Consider the following 20,385-nt stretch of genomic DNA (forward strand, 5'->3'; position numbering starts at 1 on the left):
CCTCTATCGCTTTATTCGCAAACGGCCTTCTCAGGCGAGGGGACGTCGGTCCGCAGAGTTATGGCGACATGCCCATCGCGCGCAGTGCAGCCTTGGCTTGACTGTATTCGACGAAACCTCTGGGGCAATCGCTGACGACGCGTTGGTAAAGCTGCAACACTTCGTCATCCTGGCCCTGCAGCCGGCTCAACTCGGCGGTATAGAAATTGGCCTCGCACACTTGTCCGGTTTTCTTGACCGCGTCCGGATCTTCGGCTGCCGCCAGTATTTGGGCGGGCGTTTGCTCGCCAAGGAACATTCGAACTACCGGGGCGGGCCAGCTTGTCATGTCGAGCTTACCAACCGCTTCATGCAGATGTCTCGCTGTGCCATTGCGTCGGTTCACAATATCCAGCCAGATCGCGGAGTAGGGATCATCGACCTGAATCGCGGCCGATTGTTCGAGATCGGCCTGTGCCTTGGCCAGCGCACCGGAATAAAAATAGAGAATACCGCGGCCCGCATAGGCATTGGCATGTTTGGGATTGAGCTCAATCGCCTTGCTATAGGCGGCAATAGCGCGGTCGTACTCGCCCATTGCCGCCAAGGCTATACCACGGTTGTTGTAGGCGCTCGCATATTTGGGATCGAGGCTGATCGCCTGGTCATAATCAGGGATAGCCCGATTGTGATCCCCCCTTGCCGCCAAGGCGTTGCCTCGGCTGTTGTAAGCAGTAGCATTTTTCGGGTCGAGGCTGATAGCTTGGTCGTAATCGGCGACGGCGCGGTCATAGTCGCCCTTCCTCTGCCAAATCAGCCCTCTATTGTAATAGGGCTTAGCGTATTTTGGATCGAGGCTGATGGCTTGGCCGTAGTCGGCAATGGCGCGATCATAGTCTTTCTTGGACGCCCAAGCGATGCCACGGTCATCGTAGGCATGGGCACCTTTTGGGTCGAGGTTTATTGCGCGATCGTAGTCGGCAATGGCGCGGTCATACTCGTCCTTGTTTTTCCAAACCAAGCCACGCTGATAGTACGCGTCAGCGTCTTTCGGGTCGAGGCTGATCGCCCGGTCGTAGTCGGCAATGGCGCGGTCATACTCGCCTTTGTCTTTCCAGACCAAGCCGCGTTGATAGTAGGCGTCGGCCTTTTTTGGGTCGAGGCTTATCGCCTGATCATAATCGGCCAGGGCACGATCCTTGTCGCCTTTGTTCACCGCCCAAAACAAACCCCGGTTGAAATAGATTTCGGGTCTTTTCGGATCGAGCCTGATAGCTTCGTTATAGTCGGCGATGGCGCGATCGTTTTCGCCCTTTGCCGCCAAAGCCACGGCTCTGTTGCTGTATGTATTTGCTTTCTTGGGATCGAGACTTATCGCTTGGTTATAATCGACAATGGCGCGGTAGTACTCGTGCCTACGTTTCCATATTAAGCCGCGGTTATTGTAGGCGTCCGCATCTTGCGGATTAAGTTCGATAGCCTGGTTGTAGTCTGCCAAGGCTCCGTCGTCGTCACCCTTTGCGGTCTTGGCTACCGCTCGATCGTAAAACACTTCGCTGTCGCGAGGGTTGATGCCAAGAGACATTCGATAATCGGCAAAAGCACCATCGTAGTCGCCCTTGCGTGCCAAGGCATTGGCACGGTTGGTATATCCGTCGGGGTCACTTGGGTCGAGGCGTATCATCTCGCTGTAGTCTGCGATGGCACGGTCGTCGTCGCCTTTGTGCGCCCAAACCAAACCGCGATTGTTATAGGCGTAGGCATATTTTGGATCGAGACCGATGGATTGGTTCAAATCAGCGATGGCGCGGTCAAAGTCACCTTTGTCGTCCCATGCGCTGCCTCGAGTAAAGTAAGCGCGGGCACGATTGTCCGAGGACACTGTCTTGTCCTTGATCATTCGCGTGCACGCCGCGATCCGTCGGGCCACGTCAGCCTGTTTGCCGCTACACTCGGCGTGGTGTTTTTCGGCAGCCACCGCCGGGAGTTCCGAGACAAGCAAGACCACGAGGCCAGCCAACACCCGCCAGAAAAACCGATGCCGTTCTCGAAACATGCGCTCACCCCGCTGGCCTTATGGTTCATCATCTCATGGAAATGGCAAATGGATATTTTCTTATCGCAAGCAGGCTTGACCAATCGAAGCTGCGGGGTCTCGCATCCCTTTCTGCGTCAATCCGCGTTTAGCAAGAAACGGGTGGTCTGCGCGCGCCGTTTCACCCATCTCAATGACAGAGAAGCCACAGGAGGCGAAGCCATGACCATCCATTCAATAGGCGCGAAAGCGGCGGTGAAGTCGGCGGAGGCGCGCGTTGCCGGATATGACTGGCGGGCGCTGGCCGATGAGCTGAGCGACTATGGTTGCGCGGTGATGGAAAAGCTGCTGACGCCGCAGGAGTGCCGGCAGATCGCCGGGCTCTATCCGGACGAGGGCCATTTCCGCAGCCATGTGCATATGGCGCGGCATGGCTTCGGCAAGGGCGAGTATCGCTATTTCCGCTATCCCTTGCCCGATTTGATCGGCGGCTTGCGCAGCGCGCTCTATCCGCGCCTGGCCGCGGTCGCCAACGACTGGAACGCGCGCATGGGTATCGCGCAGCGCTACCCCGACGAACACGCCGCGTTCCTCAGGCAATGCCACGAGCAGGGCCAGACGCGGCCGACGCCGCTCCTGCTGCAATATGTCCCCGGCGACTTCAACTGCCTGCACCAGGATCTCTACGGCGATCTTGCCTTCCCGCTGCAGGTGGCGATCCTGTTGTCCGAACCGGGCAAGGATTTCACCGGCGGCGAGTTCGTGCTGACCGAGCAGCGTCCGCGCATGCAAAGCCGCGTCGAGGTAGTACCGCTGCGCCAGGGCGATGCGGTCGCCTTCGCGGTCCACAATCGACCGGTCCAGGGCAGCAAGGGCAATTACCGCGTCAATCTCAGGCACGGCGTCAGCCGGCTTCGCTCCGGCATGCGCCACACCGTCGGCATCATCTTCCACGACGCCAAATAACCGAGCCGCCCGGTCGAGGCCCGGCGACGATTACCTGGAAAAATCGCTGCGCACGATGCCGTGGCGCTGGAGTTTGTCGTAGAAAGTCTTGCGCGGAATCCCCAGCGCTTCGATCGTGCGCCTGACATCGCCGTCGTTGCGGCCAAGCGTCTCGCGAATGATGTCGGCCTCGTAGCGCTCCAGCCGCTCCGGCAGCTTCATGGCGGCATTCGATTGGGTCGGGGCAGGGGGTTGTGCTTCGGCGCCTTCCTCCAATCCAAGCACGAATCGCTCGGCAAAATGCGCCAGTTCGCGCACATTGCCCGGCCAATCATGGTCGGTGAGATGGCGATGCACCGTCGCCGGCACTGCCGGCATTTGGCGGTGGAAGCGGGCGGCGGCGCGCTCGGCGAAATAGAAGAACAGCAGGGCGACATCGTCGCGGCGCTCGCGCAGCGGCGGGATCGAGATCGTCACCACGTTGAGCCGGTAATAGAGATCCTCACGGAAAGCGCCGCGCTGGCGCGGATCGCCGAGGTCGACCTTAGCGGCGGCGACGACGCGCAGATCAACCGGCCGCACCTCGTTGGTGCCGAGCGGCGTGACCTCGCGCATCTCCAGCACGCGCAGCATCTGCACCTGTGTCGAGACCGGCATGCCTTCGATCTCGTCGAGGAACAGCGTGCCGCCGCTGGCATGCTCGATGCGGCCGATCCGTCTCTTATGCGCGCCGGTGAACGCGCCGGCCTCATGGCCGAACAACTCGCTCTCGATGACCGTCTCCGGCAGTGTGCCGCAATTCAGCGCAACGAAATTGCCCTTGGCACGGCGGCCCCAGCGATGCAGAAGACTGGCGACCACCTCCTTGCCGGAGCCGGTCTCGCCGGTGACCAGCACGTCGACCTCGGTGTCGGCGATCTGGCGCAATGTGCGGCGCAGCCTGTCCATCGCCGGCGTCTGGCCGATCAGCGGCAGCCCGTCCTGCGCCTCTCCGGCCGCCTCGCGCAAGGCGCGGTTCTCCATCACCAGGCGGCGCTTTTCCGCTGCCCGGCGCACGCTCTGCACCAGCCGGTCGGCGGCGAAAGGTTTGGTGATGAAGTCGTAGGCGCCATCCTTAATCGCCTTGACGGCCATGGCGATGTCGCCGTGGCCGGTGACGAGGATGACGGGAATGTCGGCATCCAGCTGCAGGATGCGGTTGAAAAGCTGCAAGCCGTCAATCTGCGGCATGCGGATATCGGACACCACGACGCCGGCAAAACCGGCGTCGAACCTGGCCAGCGCCTCGGCCGCCACCGCAAAGGCCGAGACCGAGAAGCCGGCAAGCTCCAGCGTCTGCGCGGTGGCCTTGAGGAGATCGCGGTCGTCGTCGATCAGGATCACCGGCGCGGCATTGTCGTTCGTCATGATGGCTTACGCTGCTGTCTGGAGATGAATGGTGAAGCGGGTGCCGCTGTCGTCGCTCGAAACCTCGATGCGGCCGCCATAATCGGCGACGATGTCCTTCGAGATGACGAGGCCAAGGCCAAGGCCTTTTTCCTTGGAGGTGTTGAACGGCGTGAACAGCGATTTGAGGATCGCGGGTGGAATGCCCGGTCCGTTATCGGACACGCCGACCGTCACGCCGTCCGCGGTCTCCTCGACCGACACCTGCACATGAGCGTCGTCGCGGCCGTCGAGCGCCTCGAGCGCGTTCTGGAAGAGGTTGATCAGCACCTGTTCGAGCCGCACCCGATTGCCCATGACCTTGAGGCTCGGCGGCGGCAGGTCGATGGCCAATGCGTCGAGCCGGCCGGCAAAGCGGCTTCTCAGGAGCATGACGGCCCCCTCGACGATAGCGCGCAATTCGACAGGCTCGGCGGCGGTGCGGCCCTTGCGGGCAAATGCCTTCAACTCCTCGGTGATTGAGCCGATACGTTCGGTAAGGGCTGCGATGGCGCCGAGATTTTCCTCGGCCGGCCCGGTCTGCTTGCGGTCGAGGAAGGTGCGGGCGTTGTCGGCGTAGGCGCGGATGGTGGCGACCGGCTGGTTGATTTCATGTGCGACACCGGCGGCGACCTGGCCGAGGATGGCGAGGCGGTTGGCCTGGACCAGATCCTGCTGCACGATTTGGAGCTTGGCTTCCGTGCTGCGGTGGCCTGTTATCTCGGCCTGCAGCCGGTCGCGGGCGCGGCTCAAATCCTCGGTCCGTTCGACGACGCGGCGTTCGAGTTCGGTGCGGGCCGCTTGTTCAGCGGCAATCCGCATCTGCGCCGACTGCCGGCGCCACAACAGATAGGCGGCAAGGCCGAGCAGCGGGACGACGACGCCGAGCGCAAGAAGCCGCATTTCGCGGACGGCGGCGGCGATCGGCGCCTCGGCCGGGATGAGATAGTCGAGCCGCCAGGGGGTCGAAGGAACCGGCGTTGAAAGGCTGAGATATTCCGCGTCGCTGCCGCCCGGCGTCACCGCGTGGACAATCGACACATCCGGGCTGAGCGCCCGCGGGTGCATGATCGGCAACGGCACAAGCGGCGCGTCGCCGAACTGTTGGCTGTCGCGAATTGCGGCCTGCTTGGGTGCGGCCAGCGGCGCGGTTGTCATGAAGCGCCAGGCCGGCACGCTGGTGATCAGGACGACGCCATTCTCGTCGCTGACATAGGCCGGGCGGTTCGCCTCGCGCCAGTCGGCTTCGAGCTGATCGAACTCCATCTTGACGACGACGACGCCGAGCGGTGCGGCTGCATCGCCGACGCGGCGCGAAATGTAGAGGCCGGGACGCTTGCTGACATTGCCGAGCGCAAAATACTCGGCGGTTCCGGCCTGCATCGCGCCGGAGAAATAATCGCGAAAACGATAGTCATTGCCGACGAAGCTGATCGGCTCGCGCCAGTTGCTGGAGGCGATCGCCAGTCCATCGGTGCCGATGACATAGAGTACCGACGCCTTGGTGCCGGAGACCAGCCCCTCGAGCTTGCGGTTCAGCACATCGATTGCCGCGGCATTTTTCTGCGACAGCGCGTCACGCACTTGCTGGTCTGCGGACAAAAGCAGGGGTAGGGCGCGCGGGCTTTCGAGCACGGCGCGCAGCAGCGCGACCTTCAGATTGGCGTCGGTACGCCCCTGCGCCGCCAAGGTCTCGACCTCGGCCTTGCGGCCGTAAAGGCCGGCGCCGTAGAGCGCTGCCGTGATGATCAGCAGGGCGACGGCCGCAAACAGCAGCCAAGCTCGGCGCGCTTGCCTGGCGAGTTGCTCGGGCGTCGAAGACAAGGCACCGGCGGGGCGTTGCAGCATCGCCCATTTGTGCATGAACTCGCACAAAACACAATTCGACCTATGCGGAGATTCGCACTTGTCTATGCGTCCAGCACTGCGGACGCTTGCGAATATTCAACAAAATCAATGATGAAAAGCTCTTCTGCGTATCTGGCACGGCTGTTGCAAACACGAATTCGGCAGTCGCGAGGCTGCTGGTCAAAACAACTGCCCCGGGGAGTCGAGCTTTCGATCGGGGCGCCATGGAGGACGTCATGCAGACAGCAATCGCTGCCGCCGAGCCGCGCGGCAAAGTACCCTTATACCGGCATCTTTATGTGCAGGTGCTGGCGGCGATCGCCGCCGGTGTGCTGCTCGGCCATTTCTATCCGGAAACCGGCGAGGCGATGAAGCCGTTCGGCGATGCCTTCATCAAGCTGGTGAAGATGGTGATCGCGCCGGTGATCTTCCTGACGGTGGCGACCGGCATAGCCGGCGTTTCCGACCTGCAGAAGGTCGGCCGCGTCGCCGGCAAGGCGATGATCTATTTCCTGGTGTTCTCGACGCTGGCGCTGGTCGTCGGCCTGGTCGTCTCCAATGTCGTCCAGCCCGGCGCCGGCATGCATATCAATCCGGCGACGCTCGATACCACCAAGGTGGCGGCCTATGCCGAGAAGGCGCACGACACAACCATCGTCGGCTTCCTGATGAACATCATCCCCGACACCATCACCGGCGCCTTCGCGCAGGGCGACATTTTGCAGGTGCTGTTCTTCTCGGTGCTGTTCGGCGTCGCCCTGGCACTGGTCGGCGATCGCGGCCGTCCGGTCGTCGATTTCCTGCAGGCGCTGACCACGCCGATCTTCCGCCTCGTCGCCATCCTGATGAAGGCCGCGCCGATCGGCGCGTTTGGCGCGATGGCCTTCACCATCGGCAAATACGGCATCGGCTCGATCGCCAACCTCGCCATGCTGATCGGCACGTTCTACCTGACCGCGCTGCTGTTCGTGCTGGTGGTGCTCGGCGCGGTCGCCCGCTACAATGGCTTCTCGATCCTGGCGCTGATCCGCTACATCAAGGAAGAGCTGCTGCTGGTGCTCGGCACCTCGTCCTCGGAAGCGGCACTGCCGGGCCTGATGGCCAAGATGGAGCGCGCCGGCTGCAACCGCTCGGTGGTCGGCCTGGTCATCCCGACCGGCTATTCCTTCAATCTGGACGGCACCAACATCTATATGACGCTGGCGGCGCTGTTCATCGCGCAGGCGACCGACACGCCGCTCACCTACGGCGACCAGATCCTGCTGCTCGCCGTCGCCATGCTGAGCTCCAAGGGTGCCGCCGGCATCACCGGCGCCGGCTTTATCACCCTGGCGGCGACGCTCTCGGTCGTACCCACCGTGCCGGTCGCGGGCATGGCGCTGATCCTCGGCGTCGACCGCTTCATGTCGGAATGCCGGGCGCTGACCAACTTCATCGGCAATGCCGTGGCGACAGTGGTGGTGGCGCGCTGGGAGGGGGAACTCGACCAGACGAAGTTTGCCGCCGCCATGGCCGGCGACTTGCCGGAGGAAGTCGACCTATCGCTGCCGGGTTTGCAGGCCGCCTGACTGTTTAGGCCACATGGCTTTAAGCCCGGAGGCGGTTCGCCGGCTCCGGGCAAAAGCACCGGCGGTCGTGGCATGCCGCCTGAAACGCAACCTGAAGTGGCCCTGTTTTCGACGCGGGGCTTGTTCCAGCCGCATTTGAAGGCCAGTATCCGCCATGCCTTCAAGGCACCCGTCCGCTTCGCTCCCGACCTGATCGCGAGGCGAGACATTTCCGTCGGGCTCGGTTGCATCTCATCCTTGCCGAAATCGTCGGAGCTTTTGCTGCCGCCGACCCCTGACCATGGCAGCAGCCTCGAAGGCAATGGCGGCCTCAGTACGAAGTCGCAAAGCGAAACGTGACCGGTCTCCTCGTGGAAAGCGCAGGCTTTCTCCCAGGGAACTCGTTCCGTGCCAAGAGGGCGCTTGAAGAGGGGGCGGCCCATGAGGGCCTTTGCCGAACCAAAGCAAGATGCGAGGTCAAACGCGATGCAGTCTGTCCAAAACAGGATTCCGGTATCCATCATCATCCCGAACTACAACTACGCGCGGTTCCTCAAACGCAGCATCGACAGCGCCCTCGAGCAGGACTACGCGGATGTTGAAGTCATCGTGGTCGACGATGCATCGCAGGACAATTCCACGACAATCATGGAATCCTATCGCGACGAGATCCTCGCCTGCCCGCGAGCGCAAAATGGCGGACACGCGGCGGCGTTCAACACCGGCTTTGCGGCGAGCTCGGGCAAGATCGTCCTGTTCCTCGACGCCGACGATTATCTTTATCCGACCGCTGTCTCCACCATCGTCGAGACCTGGGACGAGGCAACTGCCCAGGTGCAGTCCAGACTGCATATCGTCGACGAAAGGCAACGCATCAAGGATGTCTTTCCGCCACCCGAACTGCCCTTCGACAGCGGTGACGTCATGCCGAAACTCCTGCACAAGGGCCGCTATCAGACGACCGTGACCAGCGGGCTCGCCTTCGACCGCGCAACGCTGGAATCGATCATGCCGATCCCGGAGCCGGAGTTCCGCCAGGGCGCCGACGGCTATCTGGCAACGCTGGCGCCGATGTACGGGCATGTCCAATCGATCGACGAATGCCTCGGCGCCTACCGGATCCACGGCGCCAACCATTCAGTCTTCGGTGAAAAGCTCGCCGAGCGGGCACGCTGGCGGGTAACTCACGATTTCCGCCGCATGCAGGCGCTGTCGGACCAGGCCTCCGGGATCGGCCTGACCATCGTGCCGTCGGATGCCGTGCGCCACGATCCGGTCCACCTGGAAGAGCGGCTGGCGTCGCTTTGCGCGGACAGAGACCGACATCCCGTGGCCGACGATTCCCGGCTGGCGCTCGGGGCGGCCGGCGCGGTCGCCAGCCTCGAAATGACCGCATCCCTGCGGCGGCGCGCAATCCTTGCCGCGTGGTTCCTGTCGGTCGGGGTGTTGCCGCGGAAAATGGCCACCGCGGTGCTGACGTGGAAGCTTGATGCGTCGTCGAGGCCGGCATTTTTGAGTCGCCTGTCCAAGAGAATCCGCCACGCGATGGGATAGTGAGCGGCACTGTGACATAGCTCCGCCTGGTTTTGGGCCGATACTCCCCAGCCTCCAGGGGACGCGATCATCGCCTCTGACAGACCCGGACCATTCTGTAAATTATTTGCTTACACCTGCTTGACCAGCGTAAGCAATATGCTTACATGTGGTATGATCAAGTCGTTCAAGCACAAGGCGCTGGCGGACCTCTTTCAAACCGGAAAGACCGGGAAGATCGACGCCAAGATGCATAAGCGCATCCTTGTCCGGCTTGACCGCTTGGAAGTCTCGGAAAGGCCTGATGACATGGACCTGCCCGGCTTCGACTTCCACGCTTTGAAGGGCTTCAACCCGACCCGCTACACGGTGCATGTCAACGGGCCGTGGTGCATCACATTCGAATTCGACGCCAATGATGCTGCCCGCGTCGATTTCGAACAGTACCATTGAGACGGCTTAGATTGGAGAAATCGATTATGAGCGTGTATGAACCGATGCGTCCGATGGAGCGCTGCCCATCCCACCCCGGGGCGTTGCTCGACGACATTATCCCGGCAACCGGCAAGACCAAGGTGGAAATCGCCAATCTGCTCGGAATCTCGCGCCAGCAGCTTTACGATATTATCCGCGAAAAGAAGCCGGTGTCGCCGGCTGTCGCGGCGCGCCTTGGAAAGATGTTCGGCGACGGCGCCGCGATCTGGCTCAGGATGCAGGCCGCTTACGATGCGTGGCACGCTGAGCGCGAGGTCGACGTCAGCGCCATTCCAAGGCTCCATGCTGCCTGAGATGCAATAGATCCGCCGAACCACCGAGGCTCTCACAAATCGATCACGGCCCCCGCTGCCGGGATCGGCCCTCCGGTTCGACGGCTCGCTCGACCAGGACGTGCGCCTCTTGCGCGGCCTCGACGAACGCGTCCCTGGCGGCTTCGGTCCAGCGGTCGTCGCTCATGGCGCGGCGGCATGTGCGCAGTGCCAAGCCGTGTTTGGCGCTGCCGGCGTCACGCCAGTGGGCCTCCAGTAATTCGACAGCCTGCCGTGCGTTGGAAATGTTGCGGATATCTCCCACGATGCCGACCGCAACCGCAACCGGCTTGGAAAACCATCCTTGGTTCATGGCGAAGCCTTCGACGTGTTGAACTACCTATAACGAAAATCGTAGCGCAAGGTTTCATTCGCGCCAGTCACCACGGCGTGAGGCGGCCCTCACTGTGCCGCGCGCAGCCTGACCACGAGGCTGCGCGCCACAAGCACCAGCACGGTGATGATGATCAGGATCACCGAGAGTGCGGCGATCGCCGGGTCGATGTTGTCGCGCAGGCCCATCCACATCAAGCGCGGCAGCGTGATGGCGTTGACCGAGGTGATGAACAGGGTGACGCCGATCTCTTCCCAGGACAGCACGAAGGAGAGCAGTGCCGCGGTGACGATGCCGAACTTGATGTTGGGCATGATGATGCGGGTGGCGCGCTCCCACACGGTGGCGCCGAGGCCGCGGGCGGCGAGGTCGATGCGGCGGTCGAGCTGGCTGAGCGACACCAGGATCAGCACCGTGGCGAAGGGCACCGTCATCACCGCATGCGCCATGGCGACACCCAGCCAGGTGTCATAGCCGAAGAACGACGAGAACCCCGAGATCGAGGTCAGCAGGAAATAGAGCGTGATTGCCGATACCACCGGCGGCACCACCATCGGCAGCAGCACGAAGCCGACCAATACTGCCGTGAAGCGCGGCTGGAACATCCAGACGCCGAGGCTGAAGCAGAGTGCCAGCACCGTGGAAAAGGCGCTGCTGACGACGCCGATCCTGATCGAGAGCAGGATCGAATTGATCCAGCGCGGATCCTCGATCAGCGCCCGGTAATGGCGTAGCGACAGTTCGCCGGACGGCATCGCCAGCATGCGGCTCGGCGTCAGCGACACCGGAATGACGGCGAGCAGCGGCAGCAGCAGGAACAGCGCGACCAGGGCGGCGAGGATCAGCGAGATGGGACCGGGGCGGTAGGTCGGCATCGCGCTAAACCAGTTGCTTTGGTCTGATATAGCGGAACAGCAGCGCCATCAGCGCGCCGACGAACAGCACCAGCACCACGCTGATCGCAGCACCCAGGCCCCAGTCCGGGCTCTGGAAGATGCGGAGATAGATCAGCTCGGCGATCATCACGCTGCGGCCGCCGCCAAGGATCGCCGGCGTGACGAAGAAGCCCAGCGAAAAGACGAAAACGATCAGCGCCGAGCCGATGATGCCGGAGCGGGTCATCGGCACGAACACCGACCAGAAGGTGCGCATGCGGCTGGAGCCGAGGCCGCGCGCCGCCAGCAGCACACGGTCGTCGAGGCTGCGCATCGAAGAGGCCAGCGGAAACACCGCGAAGGGGATGAGGAAATGCGTCATGCCAACGATGACGCCAAACTCGTTGCGCACCAGCGCCAGCGGCTCCGAGATGAAGCCGACCGCCTGCAGCCAGGTGTTGATCAGGCCGCGATTGGACAAAAGCGCCACCCAGCCGAAGGCGCGCGTCAGCACAGAGATCCAGAACGGCACCAGGATGCAGAACTCGGCCACGACACGCTGCACGGGCGTGCCGCGCACCCAGACAACGGTGATGGCGTAGGCGGCGGCAACTGAAACGATCGTCACGATCGCCGCGATGCGCAGCGTGCGGATGAAGACCGACTGCACCAACTGATCCGTGAGCAGCGCATTGTACTGCCCCAGCCCCGTCGTGGGCAGCGTAAAACTCCATTTGACCACGCCAAGGAATGGCCAGGCGTAGGCTAGCGCAAGAAAGAGGAGCAGCGGCGCCATCAACAGCGCCGCGCCCATCCTGTCGGAGAGGTATGCTCTCATCCGGTTATCCCGGCTTGTCAGGCGGAGATGATCTTCGTGTATTCGTCGAGTGCCGCCCCGTAGTTCTTGGCGTACCAATCCATGTCGAGCGGGATCTGCTTCTTCATGTTCTCGGGATCGACGGGGTTGATGCGCTTCTTGTCGGCAGGGATCAGCGCGTCGGCGGCCGGATTGGCCGGACCCTGGCCGAGCTTCTCGAACATGATGAGTTCCTTCTCCGGGTCCTGCGTGCTGGCGATGAACTTCATCGCCGCATCCTTGCCGCCGGGATTGCCCTTGAGCACGGCGAGCGCGCCGGGCGAGATCAGGCCCTGGTCCCAGATGAACTTGATCTTGCCGCCGGAATCCTGCTCGATAAGCGAAGCCCGGGTCGACCAGACGATCGCCATCGACGCCTCGCCATTGAGCAGCACGCTCTGGCTTTCGGCGCCGCCACCCCAATAGGCGACGACGTTCTCCTTGAAGGCGGCGATCTTGTCATGCGCGCGCTTGAGGTCGAGCGGGTAGAGCGAGGCCGGCGCGACGCCATCGGCAAGCAGTGCCGCTTCCCAGCTCGACACGCCCCATTTGTAGAGCGAGCGCTTGCCGGGGAATTTTGCCACGTCGAAGAAGTCGGCCATGCCGGTCGGCGCCTGGCTGCCGTATTTCTCGGCATCGTAGGCGATGACGTAGGAGAAGAAATAGGTCGAGGCGGCGTATTCCCAGCCAAATCCCGGCCGCATCTTCTTCTTGTCGACGATCGAATAATCGATCGGTTCGAGCATGCCTTGCGCACCGAGCGTGATGGCCGAGAACGGATCGACGTCGACCAGGTCCCAGGTCGGCGCGCCGCTCTTGAACTGCGCCGCGATTGCGCCTTCGGTCGGGCCAGAGCCGTCCATCTTGACGGTGATGCCGGTCTCCTTGGTGAAGGCCTGGCCGTAAGCCGCGTCATAGGCGGTAATGGCGTCGCCGCCCCAGTTGACCAGCACCAGTTCCTTTGCCGCGGCAAAGGCGCCGGTCGAGCGCAGCAGCATCGGCGTGCCGGCCAGCACCATTGCGGCCAGCTGCGTGAACTGCCGGCGCGAGATCTCGCCGCGCACTGCCCTGGCGGACAGCGCCTCGATGGAATTTTTCTTGGTGTCGTTTGTCATGTTAGTTCCCCTTTTTTGTCGTTGATATTTCCTGAAAGTCAGCTTGGCGAATTCGCCACGCCGATCGTCATTGTCCTCCGTCCGGAAGGAGGAAACCCTTTTCCGCCGGCCAGGTCAGCCAGACGGAATTGCCCTTGCTGAGCGCAGAGGCGGCGACCTCGTTCGGCACCGAAACCGTCACCTTGGCGCCTTGACGCGTGGTGAGATCGAGCCGCGTCGCAGCGCCAAGATAGGTCGAGGCAACGGCAGTGGCGGCAATGCCGTTCTCGCCCGCGGCCGCTTCCGGCGCGATCGACATGTATTCGGGCCGGATCGCCAGGATGGCGTCGCCACGGACCTTCTCGGCCTTGCAGCGCATGCTGATCGCGCGGTCTTCGCAGACGCCCGTCGAGCCATTGTCGGCCGGGCGCACGCCCTTCAGCGGCAGCATGTTGATCTCGCCCAGGAACTCAGCGACGAAGCGGTTGTCCGGCCGGTCGTAGACCTCGTCCGGCGCGCCGACCTGCAGCAATTTTCCATGGTTGAAGATGGCGACGCGCGACGACAATGCCAGCGCCTCGCTCTGGTCATGGGTGACAAAGACGAAGGTGGTGCCGGTCTCCTGGTGCAGCCGCTTCATCTCGGCCTGCATCTGGCCGCGCAGGCCCTTGTCGAGCGCCGAAAACGGCTCGTCGAGCAAAAGCACACCAGGCTCGAAGACCAGTGCCCGCGCCAGGGCCACGCGCTGCTGCTGGCCGCCGGACAATTGCGACGGCAGTTTCTTCTCGTGGCCCTTGAGCCCGACGCGCTCGATCATTTCGCCGACGCGGCGCTTGATCTCAGCCGCCGATTTCTTGCGCACCTTGAGTGGGAAGGCGATGTTGGCCTCGACGCTCATATGCGGGAACAGCGCGTAGCCCTGGAACACCATGCCGGCGGCGCGCTGCTCGGCCGGCCGCTCGGTGATGTCGACGCCGTCGCTGTAAAGGCGACCGTCGGTCGGCTGAATGAAGCCGGCAAGGATCATCAGGAAGGTGGTCTTGCCGGAACCGGAGGGGCCGAGCAGGGTGAGGAACTCGCCACGGCCGATATCGAGCGTCAGATCGTCCAGCGCACGGAACGAGCCGAAGCTCTTGCCGATCCCGATTGCCTTGATCTCTGCGGCCCGGCCGGGTTGCTGCATCCTGCCCTTTCCTTAGCGTAGGCGAAATCGTAGGCAGGGCGGCGGCTCACCGCAACCGAATAGTTTTCGCCTGATCGGCAAATTTGATTCATCTATGCCCCAATCTTCCCCCTCCGGGGGGGAGATTAACGCTGGTTCTCCGACAGCTTCGACCTCAGCCACCGCCCAAACGCCTCCAGCACCGGATGCGTCGCCTTGGCGTGCTCGGAAACCAGAAAATAGGAGCGCGGTGAATTGATCGCGATGTCGAAGGGGCGCACCAGCCGGCCTTCGCTCAGTGCCCGGCCGCTGGTCAGCTCGTCGCCCATGGCGATGCCCTGGCCGGCGATCGCCGCCGAAAAGACCAGGTTCATGTCGGAAAAGAAGATGCCGCCTTCCGGGTCGGGGTTCTCGACCTTGGACAGCGCCAGCCAGCGCGCCCAGTCCTCGGTGTCACCGAGATGCAGGAGATTGGCGCGTAGCACGTCTGCGGGCTTGGAGAAGCCGCCGATCTTGTTGAGCAGCGTCGGGCTGCACAGCGGCGTGAAGGAGATTTCGCACAACAGCTCGACCGCGCGGTTGGGCCAGTTGCCGACGCCAAAGGCGATAAAGGCGTCGGCCTCGGCATTGCTGACGTCATCGAGGCGGCGCGGCGTCAGGATGCGGAGCGCGACATCGGGATACATCTGCCGGAATTCGCCAATGTGCGTGCACAGGAAAAGCGAGGCGAAGCCAGGAGTGCAACTGACACTAAACGAGCCGCCGACGCCGCTGCCGGCATGGCGCGTCACCGCGTCGCCCAGCACCGTCAGCGCCTTGCGCACATCGCTGGCATAGCGCTGGCCGCGCGGCGTCAGTGCCACGCCCTTGCCGATGCGCTCGAGCAGGTCGAAGCCGAGATCGCGTTCGAGCAGGCGAAGCTGATGGCTGACGGCGCTGCGGGTCAAATGCAGTTCGTCGGCGGCGCGCCAGACGCTGCCGTGGCGGGCAAAACTGTCGAGGGCGCGCAGCGCTTGAGTGGAGGGAATTCGCAAGAGGTGAACCGAATTTGCATGAGCCGGAAAAACATATCACTTTTTGGCGAGACGCTTCACTGCTTTCTTTGACGGATGGAGATACCGGTGACCTCGGCGCAAGCGACCGCGCTTGCCTGTCTGGACGACATCCAGCCGTCGCTATCGGCGTGGACGCGGACCATCTTCGACTTCGGCGAGACCGCCTGGCGCGAATACCAGTCGGCGGCCTGGTATGTGGAGCATCTGAAACACGAAGGCTTTTCGGTCGAGGAAGGCTCGGGCGGCATGCCGACCGCCTTCTGCGCCCACTGGACCAACGGGACCGGCCCGACGATCGGCTTGTATGCTGAATACGATGCGGTGCCGGGCAATTGCCAGGATGCGGCGACGGTGAAGCGACCGCGTCCGGGCCTTGGCGAACAGGCCGGCGGCCACACCGATCCGCATTCCGGCCTCGGCATTGCCAGCCTCGGCGGGCTGCTGGCGACCAAGGCGGCGATGCAGCGCCACGGCATATCAGGCACGCTGCGCTTCACCGGCGAGCCGGCGGAGAAGGTGCGGGGATCGAAGCCGATCCATGCCGCGAAGGGCTATTACGATGGGCTGGCAGGCATGATCTCCTTCCATCCCTTCTACATGCTGCCGCTCTGCAACACGGCGCGCTGGGACACGCATTGCGGGGCCGCCTATGCGATGATCTACCGCTTTGTGTGCGACGAACCCGAAAATTGGGTTCGCGCAAGCGATGCAGCGCCCATTCCGCAGGCGCATTCGGCGGTGCGTGCGCCCGGCGCCAACGACGCGCTCATGATGATGTATATGGCCTCCAAGGCGCTGCGCGATTCCATGCTGCCGCATCAGGGCGGCTGGTCGATCAGCGAGGCGATCCTGACGGCGGGCCAGGCGACCGCCGACAATCTGCCGGCCGGGCTGGCCGAGATCCAGTACATGATCCGCGCGCCGACGCTGGCGATGGCCGAACAGGTCACCGCCGTGCTCGACCGCAATGCGGAAGCCGCAGCCAGGATGAGCGGCTGCCGCCACGAGCGGCACTGGGTGTCGAAGTCGCGGCCGGGGCTGGCCAATCACGTCATGGCCGGCATTGCCTTCGACGCGCTGGCGGCGGTCGGGCCGCCGCATTGGGACGAGACGGCCAAGGCGATCGCCCGCGAAATCCAGGTCAATGCCGGCGGCGAGGCGACCGAAGAACCATTCATCGACGAACTGGAGCGGCTGATTGCGCCGCAGGCGGCCGAGGCGCTGCTGCGCCGCGACCTGCCGCCATCGCAGCTCAATTCGACCTCCGACGATTACACCGACATGTCGTGGCACGCGCCGACGGCGCGGTTCTACGTCGCCCGGCCGGCGCTGCGGTCCGAGAACGGCCACGCTTTTCCGTCCTGGGCGATGAATGCGCTGGGCGGCATTTCTGCCACGATCGACCCGATGGTCACCTGCGCAGCAAAGACCATCGCGCTCGCCGCACTTCGCCTGTTGGAAGACGAGGCCGCGCGCAAGGCGGCGATGGACGAATTCGTCGCCCGCACCGGCGGCGGGATCGGCGGCACGAGCTGGATTGCGCCGCTCTGCGACTACGAGCCGCCGATTGGATTTCGCTGGCCGGAATATGTCACCACCCCGCGCGGACGGGACTGGTGGATACCAGGCAACCAAGCCGCATGATCTACCAAGCCGCCCCCTTCACGAGGAGAACCCTATGACCGTCCATGACCGCATCGTCGCCGAGCCGTTTTCGCTGCAGCGCCGCAACCCGGCCGGTGGCACCAAGCCGCTGACCGCCTGGGGCTTTGCCAACGAGACCGACGTGCTGACCGACGTGCTGCTCGGCTCGCCGAATTTCCTGCGCCATCTCTCGACCAGCTCGCTGTCGCGAAAACATCTGCGCGAGGCGCCTTGCAACGTCCAGATCGCGCAGGCACAGCACAAGGACCTCGCCGCCGCCTACGAGCATTTCGGCGTCAACATCCACTGGCACGAGCCGACGCCGGAGCTGCCGATGCAGGTCTATTCGCGCGATTCCAGCGTCATGACGCCCTACGGCGCCATCATCACCGCCATGGCCCAGTGGTGGCGGCGCGGCGAGAACTACGCCGCGATCCGCACTTATGAAAAGCTCGGCATCCCGATCTACGACATGGTCACCGCCGGCACCTTCGAAGGCGGCGACTTCAATGTCATCGAGGATGGCGTGGTGCTGATCGGCTGCGGCGGCGCCCGCACGCAGGAGGAGGGCGCCCGCCAGGTGCAGGCCTGGTTCGACAAGGAGGGCTGGGAGACCCGCATCGCCTTCATCGACGAATATTACGTCCATATCGACCTGATGGTGGTGCCGATCGCCGAAAAACTGACCGCCGTCTGCGTTGACTGTACGGAGCCGGGCATCGTCGACTGGCTCAAAGGCAAGGGCCACGAGATCATCGACGTGCCGTTCCAGGACACGATGGCGCTCGGCTGCAACTTCATGTCGCTGGGCAAGGATCGGGTGATCGCGCCGACGTCCAGCCAGACGCTGATCGGCCAGCTCAAGGCGCGCGGCTTCGAGGTGGCGGCCATCGATATGAGCGAAATCTCGAAGACCGGGGGCGGCATCCACTGCATGGCGCAGGCGCTGAAGCGCGAGCCGGCCTGAGAGGCCGCCTTTAGCCCGGCCGCTTCCGCGAGGGGGCCATTGTCAGGAAGGTCGATCCCGCCTGGCTCGCGGAACGCGCCTACAGCACGATGGGCTTTCCCTTGCGCAGACGCTTGGCGCAACGATAGGCGAGATCGGCGGCGACCATGTCTTCCATCGCAATGCCCATCGCCTTGTAGGTGGTGATTTGTTGATTGGAAACACGACCCGGCGCGCGGTCGAGCAGCATGGCGCCAAGCTCGGTGCCGAAATCCGGGTCGAAGCCGGCAAGCTCGCAAGAACCGACCGGGGTCGGTTTGAACGCATCCTTGGTTTCGACAAAAAGACTGGATTTGGCGATGAGCTCGATCGGCATTTCACCGCCGGGCGGCGCCACCCCGACCGACGAGACATGCGTGCCCGGCTGGACCCAGCCTGGGTCGATCACCGGCTGGTAGGAGTGGGTCGCCAGGCACACCACGTCGGAACTGCGCACCGCCGCCTCGAGATCGGCGACCGCCACCACCGACGGATGCAGCCGGGCAAGCGCTGCCGCATCGTCGAAGCTCTTCGAAGCGACCCGGATTTCGGCAAAGTCGCGCACCAGCGGCAACAGATGCAGGTGCTGGTTGGCCTGCACGCCGGCGCCGACCACTGTCGCTATCCTGGCATCCCGGCGGGCAAGCGCGCGCACCGACAGCACGGCGGACCCGGAGGTTCGCGCCGCGGTTATGAAGGTGCCGTCCATGATGCAGACCGGCAGGCCGTACAGCGGATCGAACAGGCTGATGGTGGCAAGGTGGCTGGGCAGGTTCTTGGCTAGATTGCCTTCGAAGACATTGACGATCTTGACGGTCAGGTTCATGCCCTCCATCCAGGCCGGCATGGCGAGGCTGTAGCCGGCTCCGGGGATGTCGAGCTGTGGCCGGGGTGGATTGACGACCTTACCTTGTGACAGCGCCTTGAAGCCGTCTTCCAGAACATCGAGAAGCTGGCTGAGGTCGATGCACGCCATCACGTCGGCTTCGCTCAGTACCAGGATCTCGGTCGCTCCCTTGCTGATTTCCGCCGCACTCTTGCCAGCTGGGCTGAACGCTTCCTTGGTCATCCTGCACTCCTTTTGTTCGTCGAAATCGGCTCACCACGTTTGCTTTGTGGGTGAGGTAAACGCAGGCTATTGCGAGGCATAATGTGATGAAATACGTTGATTTTGGCATCTCTGCGTGAAATCAACACACAAACCCCTGAGATAGCGTGGATTGTGAAATGGGCGATCTCGACCAGATAGACCGCAGCCTGCTCAGGCTGCTGCAGGAGGACGGGCGCCGGACGACGCTTGATCTGGCCGGGCGTATCGGGCTGTCGCCGACCGGAACCAGCCAGCGGGTGAAGCGCCTGTTCCGCGACGGGTTCATCACCGCGGTCAGGGCTATGCTCGATCCGCGCAAGGTCGGCAGGGGAACGCTGGTGTTCATCGAGGTCCGGCTTGACCACACGGCGCCGCATGTCTTTGACCGCTTTGCCGAAGCCGTGGCGAAAGCTCCGGAGGTTCTGGAGTGCCATATGGTGGTTGGCGGTTTCGATTATCTGGTCAAGGCGCGGATCGCTGAAATGGCGGTGTTCCAGGATTTCCTGCAGCGGATTATTCTGCCTCTGCCCGGCGTGCGCGAAACACACACTTTCGCCTCCATCGCCGATGTCAAGCCGAATGCCCTCTTACCGGTGTGATCAGATGGAGGAGGGGAATGCTGTTCAGGGCGACCTTGAACGCATCTTCGCCACCTTATTGCTCCCCCTGGCGCGCCTTCCGGTGCAGAGATGCCGGAGACCGGCTCTAGCCTTGCAGGGTCAGCAGGTTCGCGTCGCGCGCGAGCCGCCACTCACCATCCGCCTCCTTGCGCAGGAGCGTCAGTGCATATCCCGATCTATGGAGCGGCTCGCCATTCGGCGGGGTCGCGGTCATGTCGATGTGGCTGCGGATGAAGGCCCAATTGCCGAGAAGCTGTAGTTCCACGATATCGCTCGTGCCGTCGATATGAACGCCGGCCGTCTCCCGCGCGGCTGCCGCGAAGATCTCCTTGTCGAAGGGTTCCCGGCCGGGAACCATGAAGATCGCGTCGTCCGTCATCAAACTGAGGACGGTCGCGATGTCTCCACGCCTACTCGCATCCATCCACGTCTCGACCAGCTTTCGGATTGCTTTTTCGTCGCCCGTCATCCGTTACCTCCCTGGCATTGCGTCGTCATCGATAGCGCACGGCGCTCCTCCCTCGCCGAAACATAGGGCTTGGATCGCTCTCG

20 protein-coding genes are annotated in these 20,385 nt (G+C 63.2%); 9 read left to right on the forward strand and 11 right to left on the reverse strand.

Going from position 1 to position 20,385, the window contains the following annotated elements; all coding sequences use genetic code 11:
- Window positions 1-58: 58 nt before the first annotated feature.
- Window positions 59-1,879, reverse strand: coding sequence for a tetratricopeptide repeat protein (locus NKI19_RS16515; RefSeq protein WP_352565373.1), 1,821 nt, complete (start codon window positions 1,877-1,879; stop codon window positions 59-61).
- A gap of 357 nt (window positions 1,880-2,236) precedes the next feature.
- Between NKI19_RS16515 and NKI19_RS16520 the strand changes: the two genes are divergently transcribed.
- Entirely contained in the window at window positions 2,237-2,980 is a 744-nt protein-coding gene (locus NKI19_RS16520) for a 2OG-Fe(II) oxygenase (protein ID WP_352489930.1), read from the forward strand.
- 30 nt (window positions 2,981-3,010) lie between these two features.
- Here NKI19_RS16520 and NKI19_RS16525 read toward each other — a convergent pair whose 3' ends face one another.
- Together NKI19_RS16525 and NKI19_RS16530 are read right to left on the reverse strand one after the other, a co-directional pair.
- Window positions 3,011-4,366, reverse strand: coding sequence for a sigma-54-dependent transcriptional regulator (locus NKI19_RS16525; protein ID WP_352565371.1), 1,356 nt, complete (start codon window positions 4,364-4,366; stop codon window positions 3,011-3,013).
- A 6-nt stretch (window positions 4,367-4,372) separates the two neighbouring features.
- Window positions 4,373-6,232 (reverse strand): sensor histidine kinase, encoded by a 1,860-nt coding sequence (locus NKI19_RS16530; protein ID WP_352489932.1) that lies wholly within the window; start codon window positions 6,230-6,232, stop codon window positions 4,373-4,375.
- A gap of 236 nt (window positions 6,233-6,468) precedes the next feature.
- Between NKI19_RS16530 and NKI19_RS16535 the strand changes: the two genes are divergently transcribed.
- The 5 genes from NKI19_RS16535 to NKI19_RS16555 all read left to right on the forward strand — a co-directional run bounded on the left by NKI19_RS16535 (window position 6,469) and on the right by NKI19_RS16555 (window position 10,100).
- Window positions 6,469-7,800 (forward strand): dicarboxylate/amino acid:cation symporter, encoded by a 1,332-nt coding sequence (locus NKI19_RS16535; RefSeq protein WP_352489933.1) that lies wholly within the window; start codon window positions 6,469-6,471, stop codon window positions 7,798-7,800.
- 72 nt (window positions 7,801-7,872) lie between these two features.
- Window positions 7,873-8,139 (forward strand): hypothetical protein, encoded by a 267-nt coding sequence (locus tag NKI19_RS16540; protein WP_352489934.1) that lies wholly within the window; start codon window positions 7,873-7,875, stop codon window positions 8,137-8,139.
- 126 nt (window positions 8,140-8,265) lie between these two features.
- Window positions 8,266-9,333: a glycosyltransferase family 2 protein gene (locus NKI19_RS16545; RefSeq protein ID WP_352489935.1), complete on the forward strand. Its 1,068-nt coding sequence runs from the start codon at window positions 8,266-8,268 to the stop codon at window positions 9,331-9,333.
- Between the two features lie 153 nt (window positions 9,334-9,486).
- Window positions 9,487-9,765 carry a type II toxin-antitoxin system RelE/ParE family toxin gene (locus NKI19_RS16550; protein WP_352489936.1) on the forward strand — a complete coding sequence of 93 codons (279 nt, stop codon included), beginning with the start codon at window positions 9,487-9,489 and terminating at the stop codon, window positions 9,763-9,765.
- Window positions 9,766-9,791: 26 nt separating this feature from the next.
- Window positions 9,792-10,100 carry a HigA family addiction module antitoxin gene (locus tag NKI19_RS16555; RefSeq protein ID WP_352455430.1) on the forward strand — a complete coding sequence of 103 codons (309 nt, stop codon included), beginning with the start codon at window positions 9,792-9,794 and terminating at the stop codon, window positions 10,098-10,100.
- A 43-nt stretch (window positions 10,101-10,143) separates the two neighbouring features.
- On the opposite strand, the gene NKI19_RS16560 is transcribed toward NKI19_RS16555, so the two are convergent.
- The 6 genes from NKI19_RS16560 to NKI19_RS16585 form a co-directional block, all read right to left on the reverse strand.
- Entirely contained in the window at window positions 10,144-10,431 is a 288-nt protein-coding gene (locus NKI19_RS16560) for a DUF982 domain-containing protein (RefSeq protein ID WP_352489937.1), read from the reverse strand.
- Between the two features lie 89 nt (window positions 10,432-10,520).
- Window positions 10,521-11,327 (reverse strand): ABC transporter permease, encoded by an 807-nt coding sequence (locus NKI19_RS16565; protein ID WP_352489938.1) that lies wholly within the window; start codon window positions 11,325-11,327, stop codon window positions 10,521-10,523.
- Between the two features lie 4 nt (window positions 11,328-11,331).
- Entirely contained in the window at window positions 11,332-12,165 is an 834-nt protein-coding gene (locus tag NKI19_RS16570; RefSeq protein WP_352489939.1) for an ABC transporter permease, read from the reverse strand.
- Window positions 12,166-12,182: 17 nt separating this feature from the next.
- Window positions 12,183-13,298 (reverse strand): ABC transporter substrate-binding protein, encoded by a 1,116-nt coding sequence (locus NKI19_RS16575; protein ID WP_352489940.1) that lies wholly within the window; start codon window positions 13,296-13,298, stop codon window positions 12,183-12,185.
- Between the two features lie 67 nt (window positions 13,299-13,365).
- Window positions 13,366-14,460 carry an ABC transporter ATP-binding protein gene (locus NKI19_RS16580; RefSeq protein ID WP_352489941.1) on the reverse strand — a complete coding sequence of 365 codons (1,095 nt, stop codon included), beginning with the start codon at window positions 14,458-14,460 and terminating at the stop codon, window positions 13,366-13,368.
- A 125-nt stretch (window positions 14,461-14,585) separates the two neighbouring features.
- On the reverse strand, window positions 14,586-15,473 hold the full coding sequence (locus NKI19_RS16585) for a LysR substrate-binding domain-containing protein (RefSeq protein ID WP_352489942.1): 888 nt from the start codon (window positions 15,471-15,473) through the stop codon (window positions 14,586-14,588).
- A gap of 75 nt (window positions 15,474-15,548) precedes the next feature.
- On the opposite strand from NKI19_RS16585, the gene NKI19_RS16590 reads away from it, so the two are divergent.
- Complete coding sequence (locus tag NKI19_RS16590) at window positions 15,549-17,138, forward strand: zinc-binding metallopeptidase family protein (RefSeq protein ID WP_352489943.1); 1,590 nt, start codon at window positions 15,549-15,551, stop codon at window positions 17,136-17,138.
- A gap of 34 nt (window positions 17,139-17,172) precedes the next feature.
- Entirely contained in the window at window positions 17,173-18,105 is a 933-nt protein-coding gene (locus tag NKI19_RS16595; protein WP_352489945.1) for a dimethylarginine dimethylaminohydrolase family protein, read from the forward strand.
- A 79-nt stretch (window positions 18,106-18,184) separates the two neighbouring features.
- Here the strand turns inward: NKI19_RS16595 and NKI19_RS16600 are convergent, their stop codons facing one another.
- Window positions 18,185-19,192: an ornithine cyclodeaminase family protein gene (locus NKI19_RS16600; RefSeq protein ID WP_352489946.1), complete on the reverse strand. Its 1,008-nt coding sequence runs from the start codon at window positions 19,190-19,192 to the stop codon at window positions 18,185-18,187.
- 158 nt (window positions 19,193-19,350) lie between these two features.
- Between NKI19_RS16600 and NKI19_RS16605 the strand changes: the two genes are divergently transcribed.
- Entirely contained in the window at window positions 19,351-19,812 is a 462-nt protein-coding gene (locus NKI19_RS16605; RefSeq protein WP_352489947.1) for an Lrp/AsnC family transcriptional regulator, read from the forward strand.
- Window positions 19,813-19,918: 106 nt separating this feature from the next.
- On the opposite strand, the gene NKI19_RS16610 is transcribed toward NKI19_RS16605, so the two are convergent.
- The gene (locus NKI19_RS16610; RefSeq protein ID WP_352489948.1) at window positions 19,919-20,302 is read right to left on the reverse strand and encodes a YybH family protein; all 384 of its coding nucleotides are present in this window, start codon (window positions 20,300-20,302) and stop codon (window positions 19,919-19,921) included.
- Window positions 20,303-20,385 lie beyond the last annotated feature (83 nt).

This window comes from Mesorhizobium sp. M0751 (genome assembly GCF_040320265.1).
Classification (GTDB): Bacteria; Pseudomonadota; Alphaproteobacteria; order Rhizobiales; family Rhizobiaceae; genus Mesorhizobium.

Coding starts and splice junctions, on each gene's coding strand:
- NKI19_RS16610 (WP_352489948.1), bottom strand. CDS start 20,302: ATGACGGGCGACGAAAAAGCAATCCGAAAGCTGGTCGAGACGTGGATG.
- NKI19_RS16555 (WP_352455430.1), top strand. CDS start 9,792: ATGAGCGTGTATGAACCGATGCGTCCGATGGAGCGCTGCCCATCCCAC.
- NKI19_RS16570 (WP_352489939.1), bottom strand. CDS start 12,165: ATGAGAGCATACCTCTCCGACAGGATGGGCGCGGCGCTGTTGATGGCG.
- NKI19_RS16580 (WP_352489941.1), bottom strand. CDS start 14,460: ATGCAGCAACCCGGCCGGGCCGCAGAGATCAAGGCAATCGGGATCGGC.
- NKI19_RS16605 (WP_352489947.1), top strand. CDS start 19,351: ATGGGCGATCTCGACCAGATAGACCGCAGCCTGCTCAGGCTGCTGCAG.
- NKI19_RS16600 (WP_352489946.1), bottom strand. CDS start 19,192: ATGACCAAGGAAGCGTTCAGCCCAGCTGGCAAGAGTGCGGCGGAAATC.
- NKI19_RS16575 (WP_352489940.1), bottom strand. CDS start 13,298: ATGACAAACGACACCAAGAAAAATTCCATCGAGGCGCTGTCCGCCAGG.
- NKI19_RS16515 (WP_352565373.1), bottom strand. CDS start 1,879: ATGATCAAGGACAAGACAGTGTCCTCGGACAATCGTGCCCGCGCTTAC.
- NKI19_RS16550 (WP_352489936.1), top strand. CDS start 9,487: ATGATCAAGTCGTTCAAGCACAAGGCGCTGGCGGACCTCTTTCAAACC.
- NKI19_RS16560 (WP_352489937.1), bottom strand. CDS start 10,431: ATGAACCAAGGATGGTTTTCCAAGCCGGTTGCGGTTGCGGTCGGCATC.
- NKI19_RS16565 (WP_352489938.1), bottom strand. CDS start 11,327: ATGCCGACCTACCGCCCCGGTCCCATCTCGCTGATCCTCGCCGCCCTG.
- NKI19_RS16590 (WP_352489943.1), top strand. CDS start 15,549: ATGGAGATACCGGTGACCTCGGCGCAAGCGACCGCGCTTGCCTGTCTG.
- NKI19_RS16535 (WP_352489933.1), top strand. CDS start 6,469: ATGCAGACAGCAATCGCTGCCGCCGAGCCGCGCGGCAAAGTACCCTTA.
- NKI19_RS16540 (WP_352489934.1), top strand. CDS start 7,873: ATGCCGCCTGAAACGCAACCTGAAGTGGCCCTGTTTTCGACGCGGGGC.
- NKI19_RS16595 (WP_352489945.1), top strand. CDS start 17,173: ATGACCGTCCATGACCGCATCGTCGCCGAGCCGTTTTCGCTGCAGCGC.
- NKI19_RS16545 (WP_352489935.1), top strand. CDS start 8,266: ATGCAGTCTGTCCAAAACAGGATTCCGGTATCCATCATCATCCCGAAC.
- NKI19_RS16530 (WP_352489932.1), bottom strand. CDS start 6,232: ATGCTGCAACGCCCCGCCGGTGCCTTGTCTTCGACGCCCGAGCAACTC.
- NKI19_RS16525 (WP_352565371.1), bottom strand. CDS start 4,366: ATGACGAACGACAATGCCGCGCCGGTGATCCTGATCGACGACGACCGC.
- NKI19_RS16520 (WP_352489930.1), top strand. CDS start 2,237: ATGACCATCCATTCAATAGGCGCGAAAGCGGCGGTGAAGTCGGCGGAG.